General features: G+C 70.5%; 13 protein-coding genes and 1 pseudogene. 3 read left to right on the top strand and 11 right to left on the bottom strand.

The window, feature by feature from the left end; genetic code table 11:
• Positions 1-468: 468 nt before the first annotated feature.
• The 9 genes from pssA to HUV60_RS03860 form a co-directional block, all read right to left on the bottom strand.
• A complete protein-coding gene (gene pssA / locus HUV60_RS03900; RefSeq protein WP_443047495.1) occupies positions 469-1,248 on the bottom strand; it encodes a CDP-diacylglycerol--serine O-phosphatidyltransferase in 780 nt (259 codons plus the stop codon).
• A 61-nt stretch (positions 1,249-1,309) separates the two neighbouring features.
• Positions 1,310-1,966, bottom strand: a complete 657-nt coding sequence (locus tag HUV60_RS03895; RefSeq protein WP_042164564.1) for a phosphatidylserine decarboxylase — start codon at positions 1,964-1,966, stop codon at positions 1,310-1,312.
• A 173-nt stretch (positions 1,967-2,139) separates the two neighbouring features.
• The gene (locus HUV60_RS03890; RefSeq protein WP_257852263.1) at positions 2,140-3,345 is read right to left on the bottom strand and encodes an acyl-CoA dehydrogenase family protein; all 1,206 of its coding nucleotides are present in this window, start codon (positions 3,343-3,345) and stop codon (positions 2,140-2,142) included.
• Positions 3,346-3,348: 3 nt separating this feature from the next.
• A complete protein-coding gene (locus HUV60_RS03885; RefSeq protein WP_257852264.1) occupies positions 3,349-3,918 on the bottom strand; it encodes a MaoC family dehydratase in 570 nt (189 codons plus the stop codon).
• 5 nt (positions 3,919-3,923) lie between these two features.
• Positions 3,924-4,898, bottom strand: coding sequence for an HpcH/HpaI aldolase/citrate lyase family protein (locus tag HUV60_RS03880; protein ID WP_257852265.1), 975 nt, complete (start codon positions 4,896-4,898; stop codon positions 3,924-3,926).
• Positions 4,895-6,946, bottom strand: coding sequence for a protein meaA (locus HUV60_RS03875; protein ID WP_257852267.1), 2,052 nt, complete (start codon positions 6,944-6,946; stop codon positions 4,895-4,897). The genes HUV60_RS03880 and HUV60_RS03875 overlap by 4 nt, the downstream gene beginning before the upstream one ends.
• 8 nt (positions 6,947-6,954) lie before the next feature.
• Complete coding sequence (gene ccrA, locus HUV60_RS03870) at positions 6,955-8,298, bottom strand: crotonyl-CoA carboxylase/reductase (RefSeq protein WP_257852269.1); 1,344 nt, start codon at positions 8,296-8,298, stop codon at positions 6,955-6,957.
• 411 nt (positions 8,299-8,709) lie between these two features.
• Positions 8,710-9,519 carry a TetR family transcriptional regulator gene (locus tag HUV60_RS03865; RefSeq protein WP_257852271.1) on the bottom strand — a complete coding sequence of 270 codons (810 nt, stop codon included), beginning with the start codon at positions 9,517-9,519 and terminating at the stop codon, positions 8,710-8,712.
• Between the two features lie 169 nt (positions 9,520-9,688).
• A complete protein-coding gene (locus HUV60_RS03860; protein WP_257852272.1) occupies positions 9,689-11,503 on the bottom strand; it encodes a 3-hydroxyacyl-CoA dehydrogenase family protein in 1,815 nt (604 codons plus the stop codon).
• A 383-nt stretch (positions 11,504-11,886) separates the two neighbouring features.
• Between HUV60_RS03860 and HUV60_RS03855 the strand changes: the two genes are divergently transcribed.
• A complete protein-coding gene (locus HUV60_RS03855; RefSeq protein ID WP_257852273.1) occupies positions 11,887-12,507 on the top strand; it encodes an adenylosuccinate lyase in 621 nt (206 codons plus the stop codon).
• 78 nt (positions 12,508-12,585) lie between these two features.
• Here the strand turns inward: HUV60_RS03855 and HUV60_RS03850 are convergent, their stop codons facing one another.
• Positions 12,586-14,160, bottom strand: a complete 1,575-nt coding sequence (locus HUV60_RS03850; protein WP_257852274.1) for an alpha/beta hydrolase — start codon at positions 14,158-14,160, stop codon at positions 12,586-12,588.
• A 174-nt stretch (positions 14,161-14,334) separates the two neighbouring features.
• A pseudogene (locus HUV60_RS03845) lies at positions 14,335-15,147 on the bottom strand (Rv2578c family radical SAM protein); the annotation flags it as partial.
• 245 nt (positions 15,148-15,392) lie between these two features.
• Between HUV60_RS03845 and HUV60_RS33795 the strand changes: the two are divergent.
• The gene (locus HUV60_RS33795) at positions 15,393-16,112 is read left to right on the top strand and encodes a transposase domain-containing protein (RefSeq protein ID WP_443047211.1); all 720 of its coding nucleotides are present in this window, start codon (positions 15,393-15,395) and stop codon (positions 16,110-16,112) included.
• Between the two features lie 20 nt (positions 16,113-16,132).
• Positions 16,133-16,711: a hypothetical protein gene (locus HUV60_RS03840; RefSeq protein ID WP_257852275.1), complete on the top strand. Its 579-nt coding sequence runs from the start codon at positions 16,133-16,135 to the stop codon at positions 16,709-16,711.
• Positions 16,712-16,752 lie beyond the last annotated feature (41 nt).

Below are 16,752 nucleotides of genomic sequence, written 5' to 3'. Positions count from 1 at the left end.
CTGCTCGAGCGAAGCCGGGAGCTCGGGGGGGCGTGCTCTGGGCGTGCCGTCCGGAAGCCCTCGTACCGGGCGGGTGGTTCACCCGGGCTTGCGGGCGGTGCGGCGGGAGTGCCTGCCGGGCGTCGCGCGGCACGCGCCCCTCTCGCAGCAGGCCCCGGTCCAGGGGAAAAACACGGGCAGAGCGGCCGGGCCGGCAGGCTGTTCTCCCGACCCGCCGAGCCGGGGGTGGGCCGGGCGAAGGTCCGGGGCGGAGCCCTCGGCAGAGCCCGGACTCTGTTACTCCATTACGGAGAGGGACGCCGGCCTGTCGGCGGGGCGCAGGCAACGGGTCTCGCGAGGAGGCGGTCCGGCCCCGGCCGGCCCCTCTGGGGTGCGGTGCGTGACCATCCCCCGAATTGAGCAGCAAAGTCGGCCCGCACGACAAAGGGCCCCGGACCCCACAGGGTCCGGGGCCCGGAGCGGCGGGCGTTACGGCTGCGCCGCCCGTGTCTCGCGCCGGTTGTCGCGGAAGTTGTTCACCCGGCGAGCCGTCGCGAACAGCGGGATCACCGCGCCCAGCACCAGCTGCAGCGCGCAGCCGGTCTGCAGGAGCAGCTGTCCGCTCGGGGCGTCGAACGCCCAGGCCGCCAACAGCCCCATGGCCAGCACGATCCAGGAGAGCATCGCGACCGCGAGAGGGCCCCGGGGCTTCGGGTACTCGACCCGGCTCACCATCAGCCAGGCGGTGCCCAGCACGGCCAGCACCGTCGCCACGAACGGCAGCTCCAGGAGCACGATCGAGACGACGGTCAGCGCGCCGAACGGGGACGGCATGCCCTGGAAGGTGCCGTCCTTGACGGTGACGCAGGAGAACCGCGCAAGCCTCAGCACCACCGCCAGCAGCACCACGATCGCCCCGACCGCGGCCACCTTCTGGTGCGCGTCGTCCGCGACCATGCCGTAGACGAGGACGAAGTACGCCGGGGCCAGACCGAAGCTGATCAGGTCCGAGAGGTTGTCGAGCTCCGCGCCCATGGGGGAGGACCGCAGCTTGCGGGCCACCAGGCCGTCGAACAGGTCGAAGACCGCCGCGCACAGCATGAGGATCACGGCGGTGGCCGCGCTGTGCCGGGCCATCCCGGTCTCCTGGCTGCCCGTGAGGTGCGGGATCAGGATGCCGGTGGTGGTGAAGTACACGGCCATGAAGCCGCAGGTGGCGTTGCCGAGGGTGAGGGTGTCGGCTATCGACAGGCGGAGAGAGAGGGGCATCTCCTCCTCGTCGTCCGCATCGGTGGTGTCGGGCACCCAGCCGGAACTGGTCTTCTCCGGATCAATCACGGTCAATGCGAGTCACCCCAGCCACGGTCTTCTGGCCCACCTCGACGTCGATCTCCACGCCCTCGGGCAGGTAGAGGTCGACGCGGGAGCCGAACCGGATGAGACCGATCCGCTCGCCCTGCTCGACCTTGGTGCCCTCGGGCAGGTAGGGCACGATGCGGCGGGCGACCGCGCCGGCGATCTGGATCATCTCGATGTCACCGAGCTCGGTGTCGAAGTGCCAGACGACGCGCTCGTTGTTCTCGCTCTCCTTGTTGAAGGCGGGAACGAATCCACCGGGGATGTGCTCGACCGACGTCACCGTGCCGGCCAGCGGGGCGCGGTTGACGTGAACATTGAGCGGGCTCATGAAGATCGCGACGCGGGTCCGGCCGTCCTTCCACGGCATGATGCTCTGCACCACACCGTCGGCGGGCGAGATGACCCGGCCCCGGGTGATCTCGCGCTCGGGGTCGCGGAAGAACCACAGCATCCCTGCTGCGAGAGCGGTGGCGGGGACGGCTACGGCCTTGGCCGCACCCGAGCGGCGGGCGCGGACCAGGCTGACGGCTGCGGTGGCGACGGTCGGCAGGAGCCACGGCGATGCTCCGCGCGCGAGGCGCACGCCGGCGAGGCTGTCGCGAGATGCAGAGGTTTGGCTGTGGGGCATGGATGACCTTCGTAGCGGATAGTGCCGCGCACATGGACGGGGGGACGGCGGCCTTCCGGCGATCGTAGCGGCTCCGGGCGACAACTGGGTAAGCCAGCCAGTCGAGTCGATGGCCGGAGGGTGCTGACGGGGTGTGATCCTGTAGCCCACGAAAACACCCCGTATCCGGACATTCAGCCCTGGAATCGATACTCTTCGAGTAGTCTGCGGCCGATGATCATTTTCTGGATCTCGGCGGTGCCCTCGCCGATCAGCAGCATCGGCGCCTCCCGGTAGAGACGCTCGATCTCGTACTCCTTGGAAAAGCCGTAGCCGCCGTGGATCCGGAAGGCGTCCTCCACGACCTCCTTGCAGTACTCGGATGCGAGGTACTTGGCCATCCCTGCTTCAAGGTCGTTTCGTTCTCCGGAGTCCTTTTTGCGTGCGGCGTTCACCATCATCGCATGCGCCGCCTCCACCTTGGTGGCCATCTCCGCAAGCTTGAACTGAATGGCCTGGTGCTGGGCGATCTGCTTGCCGAAGGTGTGCCGCTGCTGGGCGTACCGGACGCCGAGCTCGAAGGCGCGCTGGGCGACACCGCAGCCGCGTGCCGCCACATTGACCCGGCCGACCTCGACACCGTCCATCATTTGGTAAAAACCGCGGCCGGTGGACCCGCCGAGCACGCGGTCCGCCGGAACGCGCAGGCCGTCCATGATGAGCTCGGTCGTGTCGACGCCCTTGTAGCCCATCTTGTCGATCTTGCCCGGGATGGTCAGTCCGGGCCGGACCTCGCCGAATCCGGGCTCCTTCTCCACCAGGAAGGTCGTCATCGACCTGTGCGGCGCCGCACCCTCGGGGTGACCCTCGTCACTTCGGACCAGGACGGCCACCAGGGACGACGTGCCGCCGTTCGTCAGCCACATCTTCTGGCCGTCCAGGACGTACTCGTCGCCGTCCTTCACCGCCTTCGAGGAGATCGCCGACACGTCGGAGCCGAGAGCCGGCTCGGACATGGAGAACGCGCCCCGGACGTCGCCGGCCGCCATGCGCGGCAGGAAGTGGTCCTTCTGCTCGTCCGTACCGTGCTGCTTGAGCATGTACGCCACGATGAAGTGCGTGTTAATAATGCCGGACACCGACATCCAGCCGCGCGCGATCTCCTCCACGCACAGGGCGTAGGTGAGGAGCGACTCGCCCAGGCCCCCGTACTCCTCGGGGATCATCAGACCGAACAGGCCGAGTTCCTTCAGGCCGTCGACGATCTGCTGCGGGTATTCGTCGCGGTGCTCCAGGCCGGTTGCGACCGGGATGATCTCCTTGTCCACGAAGTCCCGGACGGTGGACAGGATCTCCCGCTGGACGTCCGTGAGGCCGTGGGTCTGGGCGAGACGGCTCATCTCTTACTTCTCCTGCTGCTCGAGTTCGGATCCAGGGGTGTCGCCCCGCAGGGGCGTCGTCTGAGGGCGGTGGTGGGAGACGGGCGGGCGGCCGGGCTGCTCGCCGCCACGCTCCTCGATGTACGTCTGGGTCGGCACCATCACCTTGCGGCGGAACACGCACACCAGGGTGCCGTCCTGCTTGTACCCCCTGGTCTCGACGTGCACGATGCCACGGTCGCTCTTCGACCTGGACGGCCACTTGCCGAGCACGGTCGTCTCGCCGTAGACCGTGTCGCCGTGGAAGGTCGGCGCCACGTGCTTCAGCGACTCGATCTCCAGGTTGGCGATCGCCTTCCCGGAGACGTCCGGCACCGACATGCCGAGCAGCAGCGAGTAGATGTAGTTGCCCACGACGACGTTCTTGCCGAAGTCCGTCGTCCTCTCCGCATAGTTCGTGTCCAGGTGAAGGGGGTGGTGGTTCATGGTGAGGAGGCAGAAGAGGTGGTCGTCGTACTCCGTGACCGTCTTCCCGGGCCAGTGCTTGTAGACCGCGCCGACCTCGAACTCCTCGTAGGTGCGTCCGAACTGCATGCCGCTCAGGCCTCCGGGATCTCGAACGTGCTGGTGCGCCGCATGCCGGCGGCGCGGCCCTTGCCGGAGACGACCAGGGCCATCTTGCGGCTGGCCTCGTCGATCATCTCGTCGCCGAGCATCGCGGAGCCCTTCCTGCCGCCCGCCTCGGACGTGTAGTAGTCGTACGCGTCCAGGATCAGCTCGGCGTGGTCGTAGTCCTCCTGGGAGGGCGAGAAAATCTCGTTGGACGCCTCGACCTGCCCCGGGTGCAGCACCCACTTGCCGTCGAAGCCGAGGGCCGCGGCCCGCTGCGCGACCGCGCGGTAGCCGTCGACGTTGCGGATCTGCAGGTAGGGGCCGTCGATCGCCTGGAGGTTGTTGGCGCGGGCGGCCATCAGGATCTTCATCAGGATGTAGTGGTAGGCGTCCGCCGGGTAGCCTGGCGGCTGCTCGCCCACGACCAGCGACTTCATGTTGATCGACGCCATGAAGTCGGCCGGGCCGAAGATGATCGTCTCGACGCGCGGGGAGGCCTGCGCGATCTCGTTGACGTTGTTCAGGCCCTGGGCGTTCTCGATCTGCGCCTCGATGCCGATGCGGCCGACCTCGAAGCCCATGGTCTTCTCGATCTGGGTCAGGAGGAGGTCCAGGGCGACGACCTGCCGGGTGTCCTGGACCTTCGGCAGCATGATGCAGTCGAGGTTCGGGCCGGCGCCCTCGACGACGGTCACGACGTCGCGGTACGTCCACTCGGTCGTCCAGTCGTTGACCCGGACCACGCGCGTCTTGCCGGTCCAGTCGCCCTCGTTGAGGAACGTGACGACGGTGTGCCGCGCCTCGGGTTTGGCGAGCGGGGCACAGGCGTCCTCCAGGTCGAGGAAGACCTGGTCCGCCGGGAGTCCCTGGGCCTTCTCCAGGAAACGCGGGTTCGAGCCCGGCACCGCCAGACAGGAGCGCCGGGGGCGAAGCCGGTTGACCTGGGGCGAGGGAGTCGTCATGCGGGGACCTCCAGGGGGTCGAGCTTGTTCGCGGTGCGGATCTCGTCGACGATACGGCCGATGATCCCGGTGATGTCGAAGTCCTTCGGGGTGAAGACGGCGGCCACTCCGGCGGCCCTGAGCTGCTCGGCGTCGGCGTTCGGGATGATCCCGCCCGCGATCACCGGAATGTCGGCCGCACCGGCCTCGCGCAGCCGCCCCAGCACGTCCGGCACCAGCTGGGCGTGGGAACCGGAGAGGATGGACAGGCCCACCGCGTGCACGTCCTCCGCGAGGGCGGCGTCCACGATCTGCTCCGGCGTGAGCCGGATGCCCTGGTAGACCACCTCGAACCCGGCGTCGCGGGCCCGCACCGCGATCTGCTCGGCGCCGTTGGAGTGGCCGTCCAGGCCCGGCTTGCCGACCAGGAAGCGGAGCTTGCCGACGCCGAGGTCACGCGCTGTCACCTCCACCGTGCGGCGGACGTCGGCGAGCGCCGAGCCCTCCGCGACGGGGACGGCGACCGGCGCGGAGGACACCCCGGTCGGGGCGCGGTACTCGCCGAACACCTCGCGCAGGGCGCCGGCCCACTCGCCGGTGGTGGCCCCCGCGCGGGCGCACTCCAGGGTCGCCTCCATCAGGTTGCCGTCGCCCTTCGCGGCCTCCTTCAGCGCCTCCAGCGCCTTGCAGGGGCGCGGGTGGTTGAACGGCGGCTGGTAGCGCGTGTCGCGCCAGTTCCGCAGTGCCGCCACGACCCGGGCCTCGACCGCCGGGTCGACCGTGTGGATCGCGGTGTCGAGGTCGGCGGTCAGCGGGTTGGGCTCGGTGCCCTCGAAGGAGTTGACACCGATGATCTTCTCCTCGCCCGATTCGATCCGGGCCCGGCGTGCGGCGTGCGAGGAGACCAGCTGGGACTTCAGATAGCCGGATTCGACGGCGGCCATCGCGCCGCCCATCTCCTCGATCCGCCCCATCTCGGCCAGCGACGCCTCGACCAGCTCCTCCACCTTCGCCTCGACCACCTTGGAGCCCTCGAAGAGGTCCCCGTACTCCAGCAGGTCGCTCTCGTAGGCGAGCACCTGCTGGATGCGCAGCGACCACTGCTGGTCCCAGGGGCGGGGCAGGCCCAGCGCCTCGTTCCAGGCCGGCAGCTGTACGGCACGCGCACGGGCGTCCTTGGAGAGGGTCACGGCCAGCATCTCCAGCACGATCCGCTGGACGTTGTTCTCCGGCTGCGCCTCGGTCAGGCCGAGGGAGTTGACCTGGACGCCGTAGCGGAAGCGTCGGTGCCTGGGGTCCTCGATGCCGTACCGCTCGCGCGTGACGCGGTCCCAGATCCGGCCGAAGGCGCGCATCTTGCACATCTCCTCGACGAAGCGGACGCCCGCGTTCACGAAGAACGAGATACGGCCGACGACGTCGCCCATGCGCTCCGGCGGCACCTGGCCGCTGTCGCGGACCGCGTCGAGCACCGAGACCGCCGTGGACATCGCGTACGCGATCTCCTGGACCGGCGTGGCGCCCGCCTCCTGCAGGTGGTAACTGCAGATGTTGATCGGGTTCCACTTCGGCATGTGGGAGACCGTGTACGCGATCATGTCCGTCGTCAGGCGCAGGCTCGGCCCCGGCGGGAACACGTGCGTGCCGCGCGAGAGGTACTCCTTGACGATGTCGTTCTGGGTCGTCCCCTGGAGCCGGGTGATGTCCGCGCCCTGCTCCTCGGCGACGACCTGGTAGAGCGCCAGCAGCCACATGGCAGTGGCGTTGATCGTCATCGAGGTGTTCGTCTGTTCCAGGGGGATCTCCTGGAACAGCCTGCGCATGTCGCCGATGTGCGAGACCGGCACCCCGACCCGGCCGACCTCACCGCGGGCGAGGACGTGGTCGGGGTCGTAGCCGGTCTGCGTGGGCAGGTCGAACGCCACCGACAGGCCGGTCTGGCCCTTGGCGAGATTGCGCCGGTACAGCTCGTTCGACGCCTCTGCCGTGGAGTGGCCGGCGTAGGTCCGCATGAGCCACGGCCGGTCCCGTTCCCTTCGCGCCCGCGGCGCGCCCTGACGCTCACTCATGTGATCCCTCAGATGTTCCGGAAGCGGTTGATGGCGTCCACGTGCCGCACGCGCTTGACGTGGTCGCGGACGCCCAGGCCCTCCTCGGGGGCCAGGCACAGCACGCCGACCTTGCCCTGGTGGAGGTTGCGGTGCACGTCGTAGGCGGCCTGGCCGGTGTCCTCGAGGGAGTACACCTTCGACAGGGTGGGGTGGATCTTGCCCTTGGCGACGAGGCGGTTGGCCTCCCAGGCCTCGCGGTAGTTGGCGAAGTGCGAGCCGACGATCTTCTTCAGGGACATCCACAGGTAGCGGTTGTCGTACTCGTGGTGGTAGCCCGAGGTGGAGGCGCAGGTGACGATGGTGCCGCCCTTGCGGGTGACGTACACCGAGGCGCCGAAGGTCTCGCGGCCCGGGTGTTCGAAGACGATGTCGACGTCCTCGCCGCCGGTGAGTTCGCGGATGCGCTTGCCGAAGCGCTTCCACTCGCGCGGGTCCTGGGTGTGCTCGTCCTTCCAGAACCTGTAGCCCTCGGCGGTGCGGTCGATGACCGCCTCGGCGCCCATCGACCGGCAGATGTCCGCCTTCTGCTCGCTGGAGACGACGCAGACCGGATTGGCGCCGCCGGCCAGCGCGAACTGGGTGGCGTAGGAGCCGAGCCCGCCGCTCGCACCCCAGATGAGCACGTTGTCGCCCTGCTTCATGCCGGCACCGTTGCGGGAGACCAGCTGCCGGTAGGCGGTGGAGTTGACCAGTCCGGGGGCGGCGGCCTCCTCCCAGCTCAGGTGGTCCGGCTTCGGCATCAGCTGGTTGGACTTCACCAGCGCGATCTCCGCCAGGCCGCCGAAGTTGGTCTCGAAGCCCCAGATCCGCTGCTCCGGGTCGAGCATCGTGTCGTTGTGGCCGTCGCTGGACTCCAGCTCGACGGAGAGGCAGTGGGCGACGACCTCGTCGCCGGGGCGCCAGGCGTTGACGCCGGGGCCGGTGCGCAGCACCACGCCCGCGAGGTCGGAGCCGATGACGTGGTACGGCAGGTCGTGGCGCCGGGTGAGCTCGCTGAGCTTGCCGTAGCGCTCCAGGAAACCGAAGGTCGACATCGGCTCGAAGATCGACGTCCACACCGAGTTGTAGTTGACCGAGGAGGCCATCACGGCCACCAGGGCCTCACCCGGGCCGAGTTCGGGCACGGGCACGTCGTCGAGGTGGAGTGACTTGCGCGGGTCCTTGTCGCGGGTGGCGAGCCCGGAGAACATCTCCGTCTCGTCCTTGTGCACGGTCATCGCACGGTACGACTCGGGCAGCGGCAGGGCGGCGAAGTCCTCCGACGTGGAGTCGGATGACTGGATCGCGGCCAGGATGTCCTTGACGGTCACGGTGTTGCCTCCGGCGGTGAGCGCCCTGAGGGAGGGGCGCTGAGGGTTACGTCGTTGCTGCTGAGGGTTTGAGGGGATGCCGTCGGTTCGGCGGTGGTGCTTCGGCAGCGCTTGGTGGCGCGGGAGGGTGCCTGTGACGCAGGCGTCCGGGCGGGCAGGCCTTCCGGCTTGCTGGGACAGCCGGCGCACGAAGGGTCTCTGCGCGCCGGCCGCCCGGACTCCTTCAACGTATGGCACGCCGTGACAGCGTGCAAGGCACTGGGTGCCATGAATTCATCTCAGATGAAATCTTTACGTAACAAATGAGCGATGATCGATCGAACGGCATCCGCAGAGGGCGCGAAAAGAGGTCCTGACACGGCGAAACGGCCACCCCGTGGGGCGGCCGTCGTCGCAACGGGGAGGGCGTGCTCAGCGCTCCTTCAGAGCCCGCTCGATGGTGCGCATCACCTCGTCCAGAGGGGCGTCGGTGCGGGCGACCGTCACCAGCACCTCGCCCTGGGTGGACACCGCCGAGGCCGGCCTCGGCGGCACCGTGCGGCGTCCCGCCACGATCCCGCCCCCGAAGGTCTTGCGGACGATCGAGAAGGCGTGGTCGAGCTCCGCCTCCACATCGCCCCGGCCGTCCGCCCTGAGCCAGCGCCGCAGCACGTGGTTGTGCGCGGTGACCACGGCGGACGCGGCGACCTCCGCCAGCAGCGGATCGTCGCCCGCGTCCTCGTCGTGCGCGTGCTCGTCGAAGTGGCCGAGCAGGTACCGGGTGAAGAGACGCTCGTAGCGGGCCACCGACGCGATCTCCGCCTCGCGCAGGGTGGGCACCTCGCGGGTCAGCCGGTAGCGGGCGACCGAGATCTCCGGCCGCGCCGCGTACATCCGCATGACCTCCTTGATGCCGCGGCACACCGTGTCGAGCGGATGCTCGTGCGCCGGCGCCGCGTGGAGCACTGCCTCGGCGCGCACCAGGGTGTCGTCGTGGTCCGGGAAGATCGCCTCTTCCTTGGAGCGGAAGTGGCGGAAGAAGGTACGCCGGGCGACTCCGGCCGCGGCCGCGATCTCGTCGACGGTGGTGGCCTCGTACCCCTTGGTCGCGAACAGCTCCATCGCCGCGGCCGCCAGTTCCCGGCGCATCTTCAGCCGTTGGGCGGCGGCGCGCGTGCCTGCGGCGCGTTCCGGCGGCTCGGTCGTGGCGGGTGTACGGGAGGACCTGGCGGGCTGGGACATGCCCCGAACGTACTGCATGCGCGCAGCTCGACGCGCCCGGCCGGGAACTCCCCCGCCCCCGGAGGGCGGGGGAGCGGTGCGGCCCGCGGGCGGCGGGAACCGGCCGGGTTCCAGCAGCCCGCCCCACTGGCCGTCGCCGCGGTACCAGTCGTCCAGGCGGTGCGGGGGATCAGCGCTTGGCATATTCGCGGAAGCCGCGGCCGGTCTTGCGGCCGAGGCAGCCCGCGGCCACCAGATGCTCCAGCAGCGGTGCCGGGGCCAGCCCCGGGTCGCGGAACTCGCGGTGCAGCACCTTCTCGATCGCGAGCGAGACATCCAGCCCGACCACGTCCAGCAGCTCGAACGGGCCCATCGGATAACCGCCGCCCAGCTTCATCGCGGCGTCGATGTCGTCGATGCCGGCGTAGTGCTCCTGCACCATCTTGACCGCGTTGTTGAGGTACGGGAACAGCAGCGCGTTGACGATGAATCCCGCCCGGTCGCCGCAGTCCACGGCGTGCTTGCGGATCGCGTGGCAGACCTCGCGCACCGTCGCGTGGACGTCGCCCCCGGTCAGCACCGTGCGGACCACCTCGACCAGCTTCATGGCCGGCGCCGGGTTGAAGAAGTGCATGCCGATCACGTCCTGCGGACGCGAGGTCGCGCGGGCGCAGGCGATCACGGGCAGCGAGGAGGTGGTGGTGGCGAGCACCGCCCCCGGCTTGCACACCTTGTCCAGCGTCCCGAACAGCTGCCGCTTGACCTCCAGGTCCTCGGCGACCGCCTCGACGGCCAGGTCCACGTCGGCGAAGTCGTCGTAGGAGCCCGTCGGCCGGACCCGCTCCAGAGCCTGTGCGGCGGCCTCGGCGGTCATCCGCCCCTTGTCGACGGAGCGCGTCAGCGACTTCCCGATCCGGGCCTTGGCACCCTGTGCCTTCTCCGCGCTGCGTGCGGCGAGAACCACGTGGTAGCCGGCCGTGGCGAACACCTCGGCGATCCCCGAGGCCATGGTGCCCGAGCCGGCCACACCCACCGAACGGACCGGCCGGCCCTCGGTGGGCCGGCCGCCCTCCGGCGGGGTCAGTGCGTCCCGCACGACGGCGGCGCTGCCCGGCTCCTCGTACGTGTAGAAGCCGCGCCCCGCCTTGCGCCCCGTCAGACCCGCCCCGCTCAGCTGCCCGAGGACCGGGGCCGGCGCGTGCAGGCGGTCGCGGGACTCCGTGTACATGGCCTCCAGGACCGTGCACGCGGTGTCGACGCCGATCAGGTCGAGCAGCGCCAGCGGTCCCATCGGCAGGCCGCAGCCCAGCCGCATCGCGGCGTCGATGTCCTCGCGGGACGCGTAGTTCGACTCGTACATCGCGGCGGCCTGGTTGAGATAGCCGAACAGCAGTCCGTCGGCGACGAATCCGGGCCGGTCGCCGACCGCGACCGGCTCCTTGCCCAGGTCCAGGGCCAGATCGGTGACCGCGGTGACCGCCGCCGGCGAGGTCAGCACCGAGGAGACGACCTCCACCAGCTTCATCGCGGGGGCCGGATTGAAGAAGTGCAGACCCAGCACGCGCTCGGGGCGGGCCGAGTCGGCGGCGAGGCGGGTGACCGACAGGGCGTTGGTGCCGGTCGCCAGGATCGTCTCCGGCCGCACCACGGCGTCGAGTTCCCGGAAGACCTGCTGCTTGGCCTCGTACGACTCCGGCACCACCTCGATCACCAGATCGGCGCCGGCTGCCGCCGCGACGTCGGTGGAGGTGGTCACGCGGGCCAGCAGTTCCGTTCGCTGCTCCGTGGTGAGCCGGCCGCGCCCCACGGCGCGGGCCGTCGAGGACTCCAGGGCGGCGACGCACCGCGCGGCCCGGGCCGCACTGATGTCGATGCCGACCACCTCGCGGCCGGCCTTGGCGAGGACCTCGGCGATGCCGGTGCCCATCGTGCCGAGGCCGACCACGGCGACGGTCCGGAGCGGGGGCACGGGAGTGCCGGACTGGGGGGACAGGGGAGTGGCCATCGAGGGACTCCAGGAATGAGGGTGACGACGGAGAACGCGCCCCGGTGCGCCGAAGGGCGTACCGGGAGCGTGCGTACGGAGTGCGGGTGATGCCGGGCCGCGAGCGCACACGCCCGGTGCCGTCACGACGGGCGTGCACACGCCCGGGAACGGCGGTTCCGGCCGGCCCTGTCCCGAGGCCGAGCCGTACTGCGGTACACGAGTACCGAACCGACTGCACTCACCGTGGCTGCGTCACCAAACCACCGTGAGGAGAAACGAACAGCGGGAACGCGAGTGGGTAACTCGCTCGATTGAGCTTAACTCGCCGGTAACGAGCGCGCCAGCCCCTGGTGTTTGTGATGTACGTCCCGAGATGCGGGTGAGCCGTCTAACCTCGGAACATGGACGAAGAGTTGCGGTCGCTCACGGAGCGCTTACGGGGCGAGGCGGCCACAGCGGCCGGACCGGCGGCCCTCGACCGGCTTCTGGCGACCGAGGACCCCGATGCCCTGGCCGCTGTACTCACCGAACCCGGGCAGCCGCTGTGGGCCAGGGAACTGGCCGCCTTCCGCCTCGGGCTCGCGGGAGACCGGCGGGCCTTCGAGTCCCTCGTCCTCCTCCTCAACCACCGGGACCCCCCGCGCTGCGCCGCCGCCGCCCACGCCCTGACCCGCCTCGGCGACCCGCGCACCGCCCGCGCCGCCGCCGCCCTCGCCACCAACGAACTCCGCGTCGCCTATGCCCTGCACCCCGTACGTCTGCTCGTCGCACTGCGCGCCCCGGAGGCGGTGCCCGCCCTGATCACCACGCTGCGGCGGCGGCTGCGCCCGCACGACCCGTACCGCAGGGTCGCCCTCGCCTGCGTGGACGGACTGGGCGAACTCGGCGACGCCCGCGCCGCACCCGTCCTGACCGACGCCCTCGCCCGTCCCGCCCTGGCCGAGGCGGCGGTCCACGCCCTGGCGCGGATCCCGGGGCAGCGGCAGGCGCCGGATCCGCCACGGATTCCCGGACAGCGTTAGGGGGTTTCTGGCGGACCAGGGATCCTGCGGCGTGGCACGTGCCCCGCCCCGGCTCCCGTCCCCGACGAACGCCTCTGCTCAGTTTCGGAAGCCGAGCAGGCCGTGCAGGGTCGAGCCGCGGGATGTGGTGGACGCCGCCTTCGACGTGCGCGGGGTCGGGTCGGGCGGGGGCTCGCAGACCGCGTCGGCCTCGCCGCGGCCGCGCGGCACGGTGCCGTCGGTCAGGTAGGCCGTGAGGTGCTTGTCCAGGCAGGCGTTGCCGCTCAGCGTGATGCCGTGGTTACCGCCGTCCTGCTCCACCACCAGGCTGGAGCCGGCCAGCAGATGATGGACCGTCACGCCGCCCTGGTACGGGGTGGCCGCGTCGTCGGTGGCCTGGAAGAGCAGCGCCGGCGGGAGCTTCGTGTTGACGATGTTCACCGGCCGCTGCGACCCGGTCGGCCAGAACGCGCACGCCGCGTTGTACCAGGCGTTGTTCCATGTCATGAACGGTGCCTGCTCGTACGCCTCCCAGTGGTCCTTGCGCCACTGCCGCCAGTCCCGCGGCCAGGACACGTCCCGGCACTCGACCGCCGTGTAGACGCTGTAGCCGTTGTCGCCGGCGGCGTCGACCGCGCCGAAGCTCTCGTACGTCCCGACCAGGGGGCCGAAGTCGCCCTCGTTCACGTACGCCGCGAACGCCTCCGCCAGGTAGGGCCAGTAGCCGTTGTAGTAGCCGCCCGGGACGAAGGTGTCCTCCAGTTCGGCCGCGCCCACCCTGCCGCCGGCCGGCTCCTTCGCCAGGGCCGCGCGCATCGCGTACCAGCGGGCCTCGATCTTCTCCGGATCGGTGCCCAGCCGGTAGGTGCTGTCGTGCTCGGCGATCCAGGCCATCAGGGCGCGGTGGCGGTCGTTGAAGGCGTGGTCCTGGCTCAGGTTGGCCTCGTACCAGACCTCGGTGGGGTCGACGACCGAGTCGAGGACCAGGCGCCGCACCCGCTGCGGGAACAGCTTGGCGTACACGGCGCCCAGGTACGTGCCGTAGGAGTAGCCGAAGTAATTGATCTCCCCGGCGCCCAGCGCCTGCCGGATCACGTCCATGTCGCGCACCGTGCTGGTCGTGTTCACGTACGGCAGGAGATCCCCGTACTTCTTGCCGCAGGCGTCCGCGAACGACTTCACCCGCTCGAGATTGGCCCGCTCCACCGTGGGGGTGCTCGGCACCGGGTTCGGCCGTACCGGGTCGAAGAAGCCCGGCCGGCAGTCGAGGGCCGGCCTGCTCGCGCCCACCCCGCGCGGGTCGAAGCCGATCACGTCGTACTGGGCTGCCACCTCCTTCGGCAGCGAGGCCGCGACGAACCCGGCGAGCGCCAGCCCGCTGCCACCGGGGCCGCCCGGGTTGACCAGCAGGGGGCCCTGGTACTCCTTCGCGGTGTGGGGCACGCGGGACAGCGCGAGGGTGATTCTCCGCCCCTCGGGGCGGGCGTGGTCGAGCGGCACTTCGACGGACGCGCACTGCAGCGTCGGATAGTCCTTGGTGCCGCAGTGCTTCCACGCGGGCTTCGCCGCGCGGAAGGTGCCGGCACCACTCGGTGCGGTCGCCTCGGCGGGCAGGGCCGTCAGGCTCCCGGCCATGACGGCGGCACTGCACAGTACTGCTGCGCGTTTCCTCATGGGTCCTCCCAGGACGGAGGTCGGTGAACCGCGGGCTCACGGTCCACGCGGCATCGTCCCGGAATGAGTCGCCGGATGAACGCGTTCTGCCGGCTCTTGACCCGATCGGGGCGTCGGATGCCCTCGAATGCTTCTGAAGAAGTAAGAGCTGGGCCGCACCGGGCACCGGACCCGCGGCGGCCCCCGCGGGTTCGGAGGGCTCGGCCGGATCGGCGGGCCCAGGCGGTGGGGCACCACCTCCGCGCGGGTGGGGCCGATGCCGTACTCGCGCGCCGGGTCGTGTACCTGACGGGTGATCCGGCGGTGGTACCACTTCGGGGCGTAGGCAGCCTCCGCGTACAGCCGCTTGTACCGGCTCACGAGGTACGGACGGCGCTGCCCGAGCCAGGCCGTGAACCACTCACGGGCCCCGGCCGCAGGTGCAGCACCAGCGGCGTGGCGGAGGTGGCGCCCGCTGCGGCGGTCGCCCGCACGGTGGCCCGCACCTGTGCCGGCCGGTCGCGCAGGAACGGGATCACCGCTGCCATCAGCACTCCGCAGCCGATCCCGTGCGTGGCGAGCGTCCGCACCACCCCCAGCCGGCGCTCCGGGGCCGGTGTGCCCGGCTCCACGGTGCGCCACAGCCCGGTGTCGGTGAAACCGGCGGAGACCGAGATGCCGACGCCGGTGACCCGGGACGCCTGCCACAGCAGCTCCAGGTCGCGCAGGAGCAGCGTGCCCCTGGTGAGGATCGAGAGGGGGTTTGCGTGGTCGCGCAGCGCGGAGAGGGAGGATGCCCGGCATCAGCCGGCAGCGGCCCTCCGCGCGCTGGCAGCAGTCGACGTTCGTGCCGATCGCTATGGGCACGCCCTGCCGGCGCCGGGCGGCGAGCTGACGGCGCAGCACCTCGGGCGCGTTCACCTTGACCACCATCTGGCTGTCGAAGCCGGCGCCCGTGTCGAGGTCCGGATAGCTGTGCGTCTTGCGTGCGAAGCAGTACACGCAGGACCAGCAGCTCGCCTTGGACTGCGCCGGTAGCCCCGGCCGGGATTCTCCCGCGCCAGACGCAGCACGAGAACGCGGATCGAGCGCGGGCCTTGTCCCAGGGCCGGGTAGGTGACGGATTCGCTCTGGTGGCAGGCCACTTGACGTGACTCGGGCACCAGACGGGAACGTGAGCGACGGAGCCTTGTTGAAGCAGGTAGTCCGCCAGGACTGTCTGCTGCCTGTGGAGTTCCGTCGCCGGTACGTCGTTGTGCCCTGCCGCCTGGTCTGAGGACCGTCTCCCGCGTGTTCACGGCGACCGGCGGGGCCATACTGTTCCGGGTCATCTCGGTGGGCCGACCCGGGTCGTGCCGTTCGAACTCGTCGACGCGGTCCTCGAGGAAACCCGCACCGTGCAGCGTCGGTTGCGAGACCTGCCTTCACGGGGCGGTGTGTACTTCCTGTGGGCGATGTGCCTGTTCCCGGAGATCGGCTATCGGCTGGTGTGGCAGAAGCTGACGGCGGGGCTGGTCGGCGTGCCGGTCGCCGAGCCGACCGCGAAGGCCCTGTGTGATCTGCGGCGCGGGGTCGGCAGCGCGCCCATGCGCGGGCTGGGTGAGGGGTTGTCGGGGCCGTTGGCTCAGCCGAGGACGCCCGGGGTGCGGTTCGGCGGGTATCGCACGGTCTCCTTCGACGGCCGGCCGCAGCTCGAGCAGGGTCCCGGACACCGACCGCAACCGAGCCTGGCCCGGCTCTCCGGGCCAGGGCGGATACCCCCTTGTGGAGCTGATGACGCCGGTCGAGACCGGAACCAGGGCTCTGACCGGCGCAGTCTTCGGCCCCACCAGCGAGGGCGAGACAGGCCATGCCCGGCGCCCGCTGCACCCGCCGACGCCAGACACGCCGGCCTTGTGGGACAAGGGCTTCGACGGCAACGACTTCCTCCCCCAGGCGACCGCCACCGGCGCACCCCGTTCTCGTCCGCCTGACCGATGGCTCCTACCTGCCGATGATCGGCACCAACCCGGCACGGATCATCGACGCGCAGATCACCGTGACCTGCGCCGACCACACGGTACTCACCGCCGCCCACCGGCTGACCACTACGCCGAGTGACACTCGCCGCTATCCGGCTGCCGCCCTGGTCAGCCTGTATCACCAGCGGTGGGAGCACGAATCGGCATACTGCCCACCCCGCCACACGACCATGGACGGGCGGGTGCTGCGCTCGGGCGATCGCGCCGGCGTCGAGCAGGAGAGGTGGTCGCTGCTGACGCTCTGCCAACTCCTGCGCACAGCGATGGTCGATGCCGCCGAGTCCCGCCCCGGCACCGACCCGGACCGCTGCGGCTTCGCCATCGCCCTCCAGACCGCCCGTGACCAGGTAATCCAGGCCGCCGGCATCATCGTGGACGCCACCGGCCCGGTCGGCACCATCGGACGCCGCGTCCTGGCCGCACTCCTGCCGTCCCGCCGCCCCCGCGTGAGCACCCGCAAGGTCAAATCGAGGTACCGACGCCACACTTGCCGCGCACCCGTCCATCCCGTGTCTTCCGAGGGATCTGGACGGCCGGGCCCTCGGGCATGACACTGCGTGCAAGGTACGGTTCGGCCGACGGGCCCGAAGCC

This window comes from Streptomyces sp. KMM 9044, from assembly GCF_024701375.2.
Taxonomy (GTDB): domain Bacteria; phylum Actinomycetota; class Actinomycetes; order Streptomycetales; family Streptomycetaceae; genus Streptomyces.
This window is presented reverse-complemented; position numbering and strand designations above follow the sequence as displayed.

What these genes read in the sequence shown, in the direction of transcription:
- HUV60_RS03875 (WP_257852267.1), bottom strand. Translation starts at nt 6,946, where the DNA reads ATGAGTGAGCGTCAGGGCGCGCCGCGGGCGCGAAGGGAACGGGACCGG.
- HUV60_RS03840 (WP_257852275.1), top strand. Translation starts at nt 16,133, where the DNA reads ATGATCGGCACCAACCCGGCACGGATCATCGACGCGCAGATCACCGTG.
- pssA (WP_443047495.1), bottom strand. Translation starts at nt 1,248, where the DNA reads ATGCCCCTCTCTCTCCGCCTGTCGATAGCCGACACCCTCACCCTCGGC.
- HUV60_RS03895 (WP_042164564.1), bottom strand. Translation starts at nt 1,966, where the DNA reads ATGCCCCACAGCCAAACCTCTGCATCTCGCGACAGCCTCGCCGGCGTG.
- HUV60_RS03890 (WP_257852263.1), bottom strand. Translation starts at nt 3,345, where the DNA reads ATGAGCCGTCTCGCCCAGACCCACGGCCTCACGGACGTCCAGCGGGAG.
- HUV60_RS03865 (WP_257852271.1), bottom strand. Translation starts at nt 9,519, where the DNA reads ATGTCCCAGCCCGCCAGGTCCTCCCGTACACCCGCCACGACCGAGCCG.
- HUV60_RS03880 (WP_257852265.1), bottom strand. Translation starts at nt 4,898, where the DNA reads ATGACGACTCCCTCGCCCCAGGTCAACCGGCTTCGCCCCCGGCGCTCC.
- HUV60_RS03860 (WP_257852272.1), bottom strand. Translation starts at nt 11,503, where the DNA reads ATGGCCACTCCCCTGTCCCCCCAGTCCGGCACTCCCGTGCCCCCGCTC.
- HUV60_RS03850 (WP_257852274.1), bottom strand. Translation starts at nt 14,160, where the DNA reads ATGAGGAAACGCGCAGCAGTACTGTGCAGTGCCGCCGTCATGGCCGGG.
- HUV60_RS03885 (WP_257852264.1), bottom strand. Translation starts at nt 3,918, where the DNA reads ATGCAGTTCGGACGCACCTACGAGGAGTTCGAGGTCGGCGCGGTCTAC.
- HUV60_RS03855 (WP_257852273.1), top strand. Translation starts at nt 11,887, where the DNA reads ATGGACGAAGAGTTGCGGTCGCTCACGGAGCGCTTACGGGGCGAGGCG.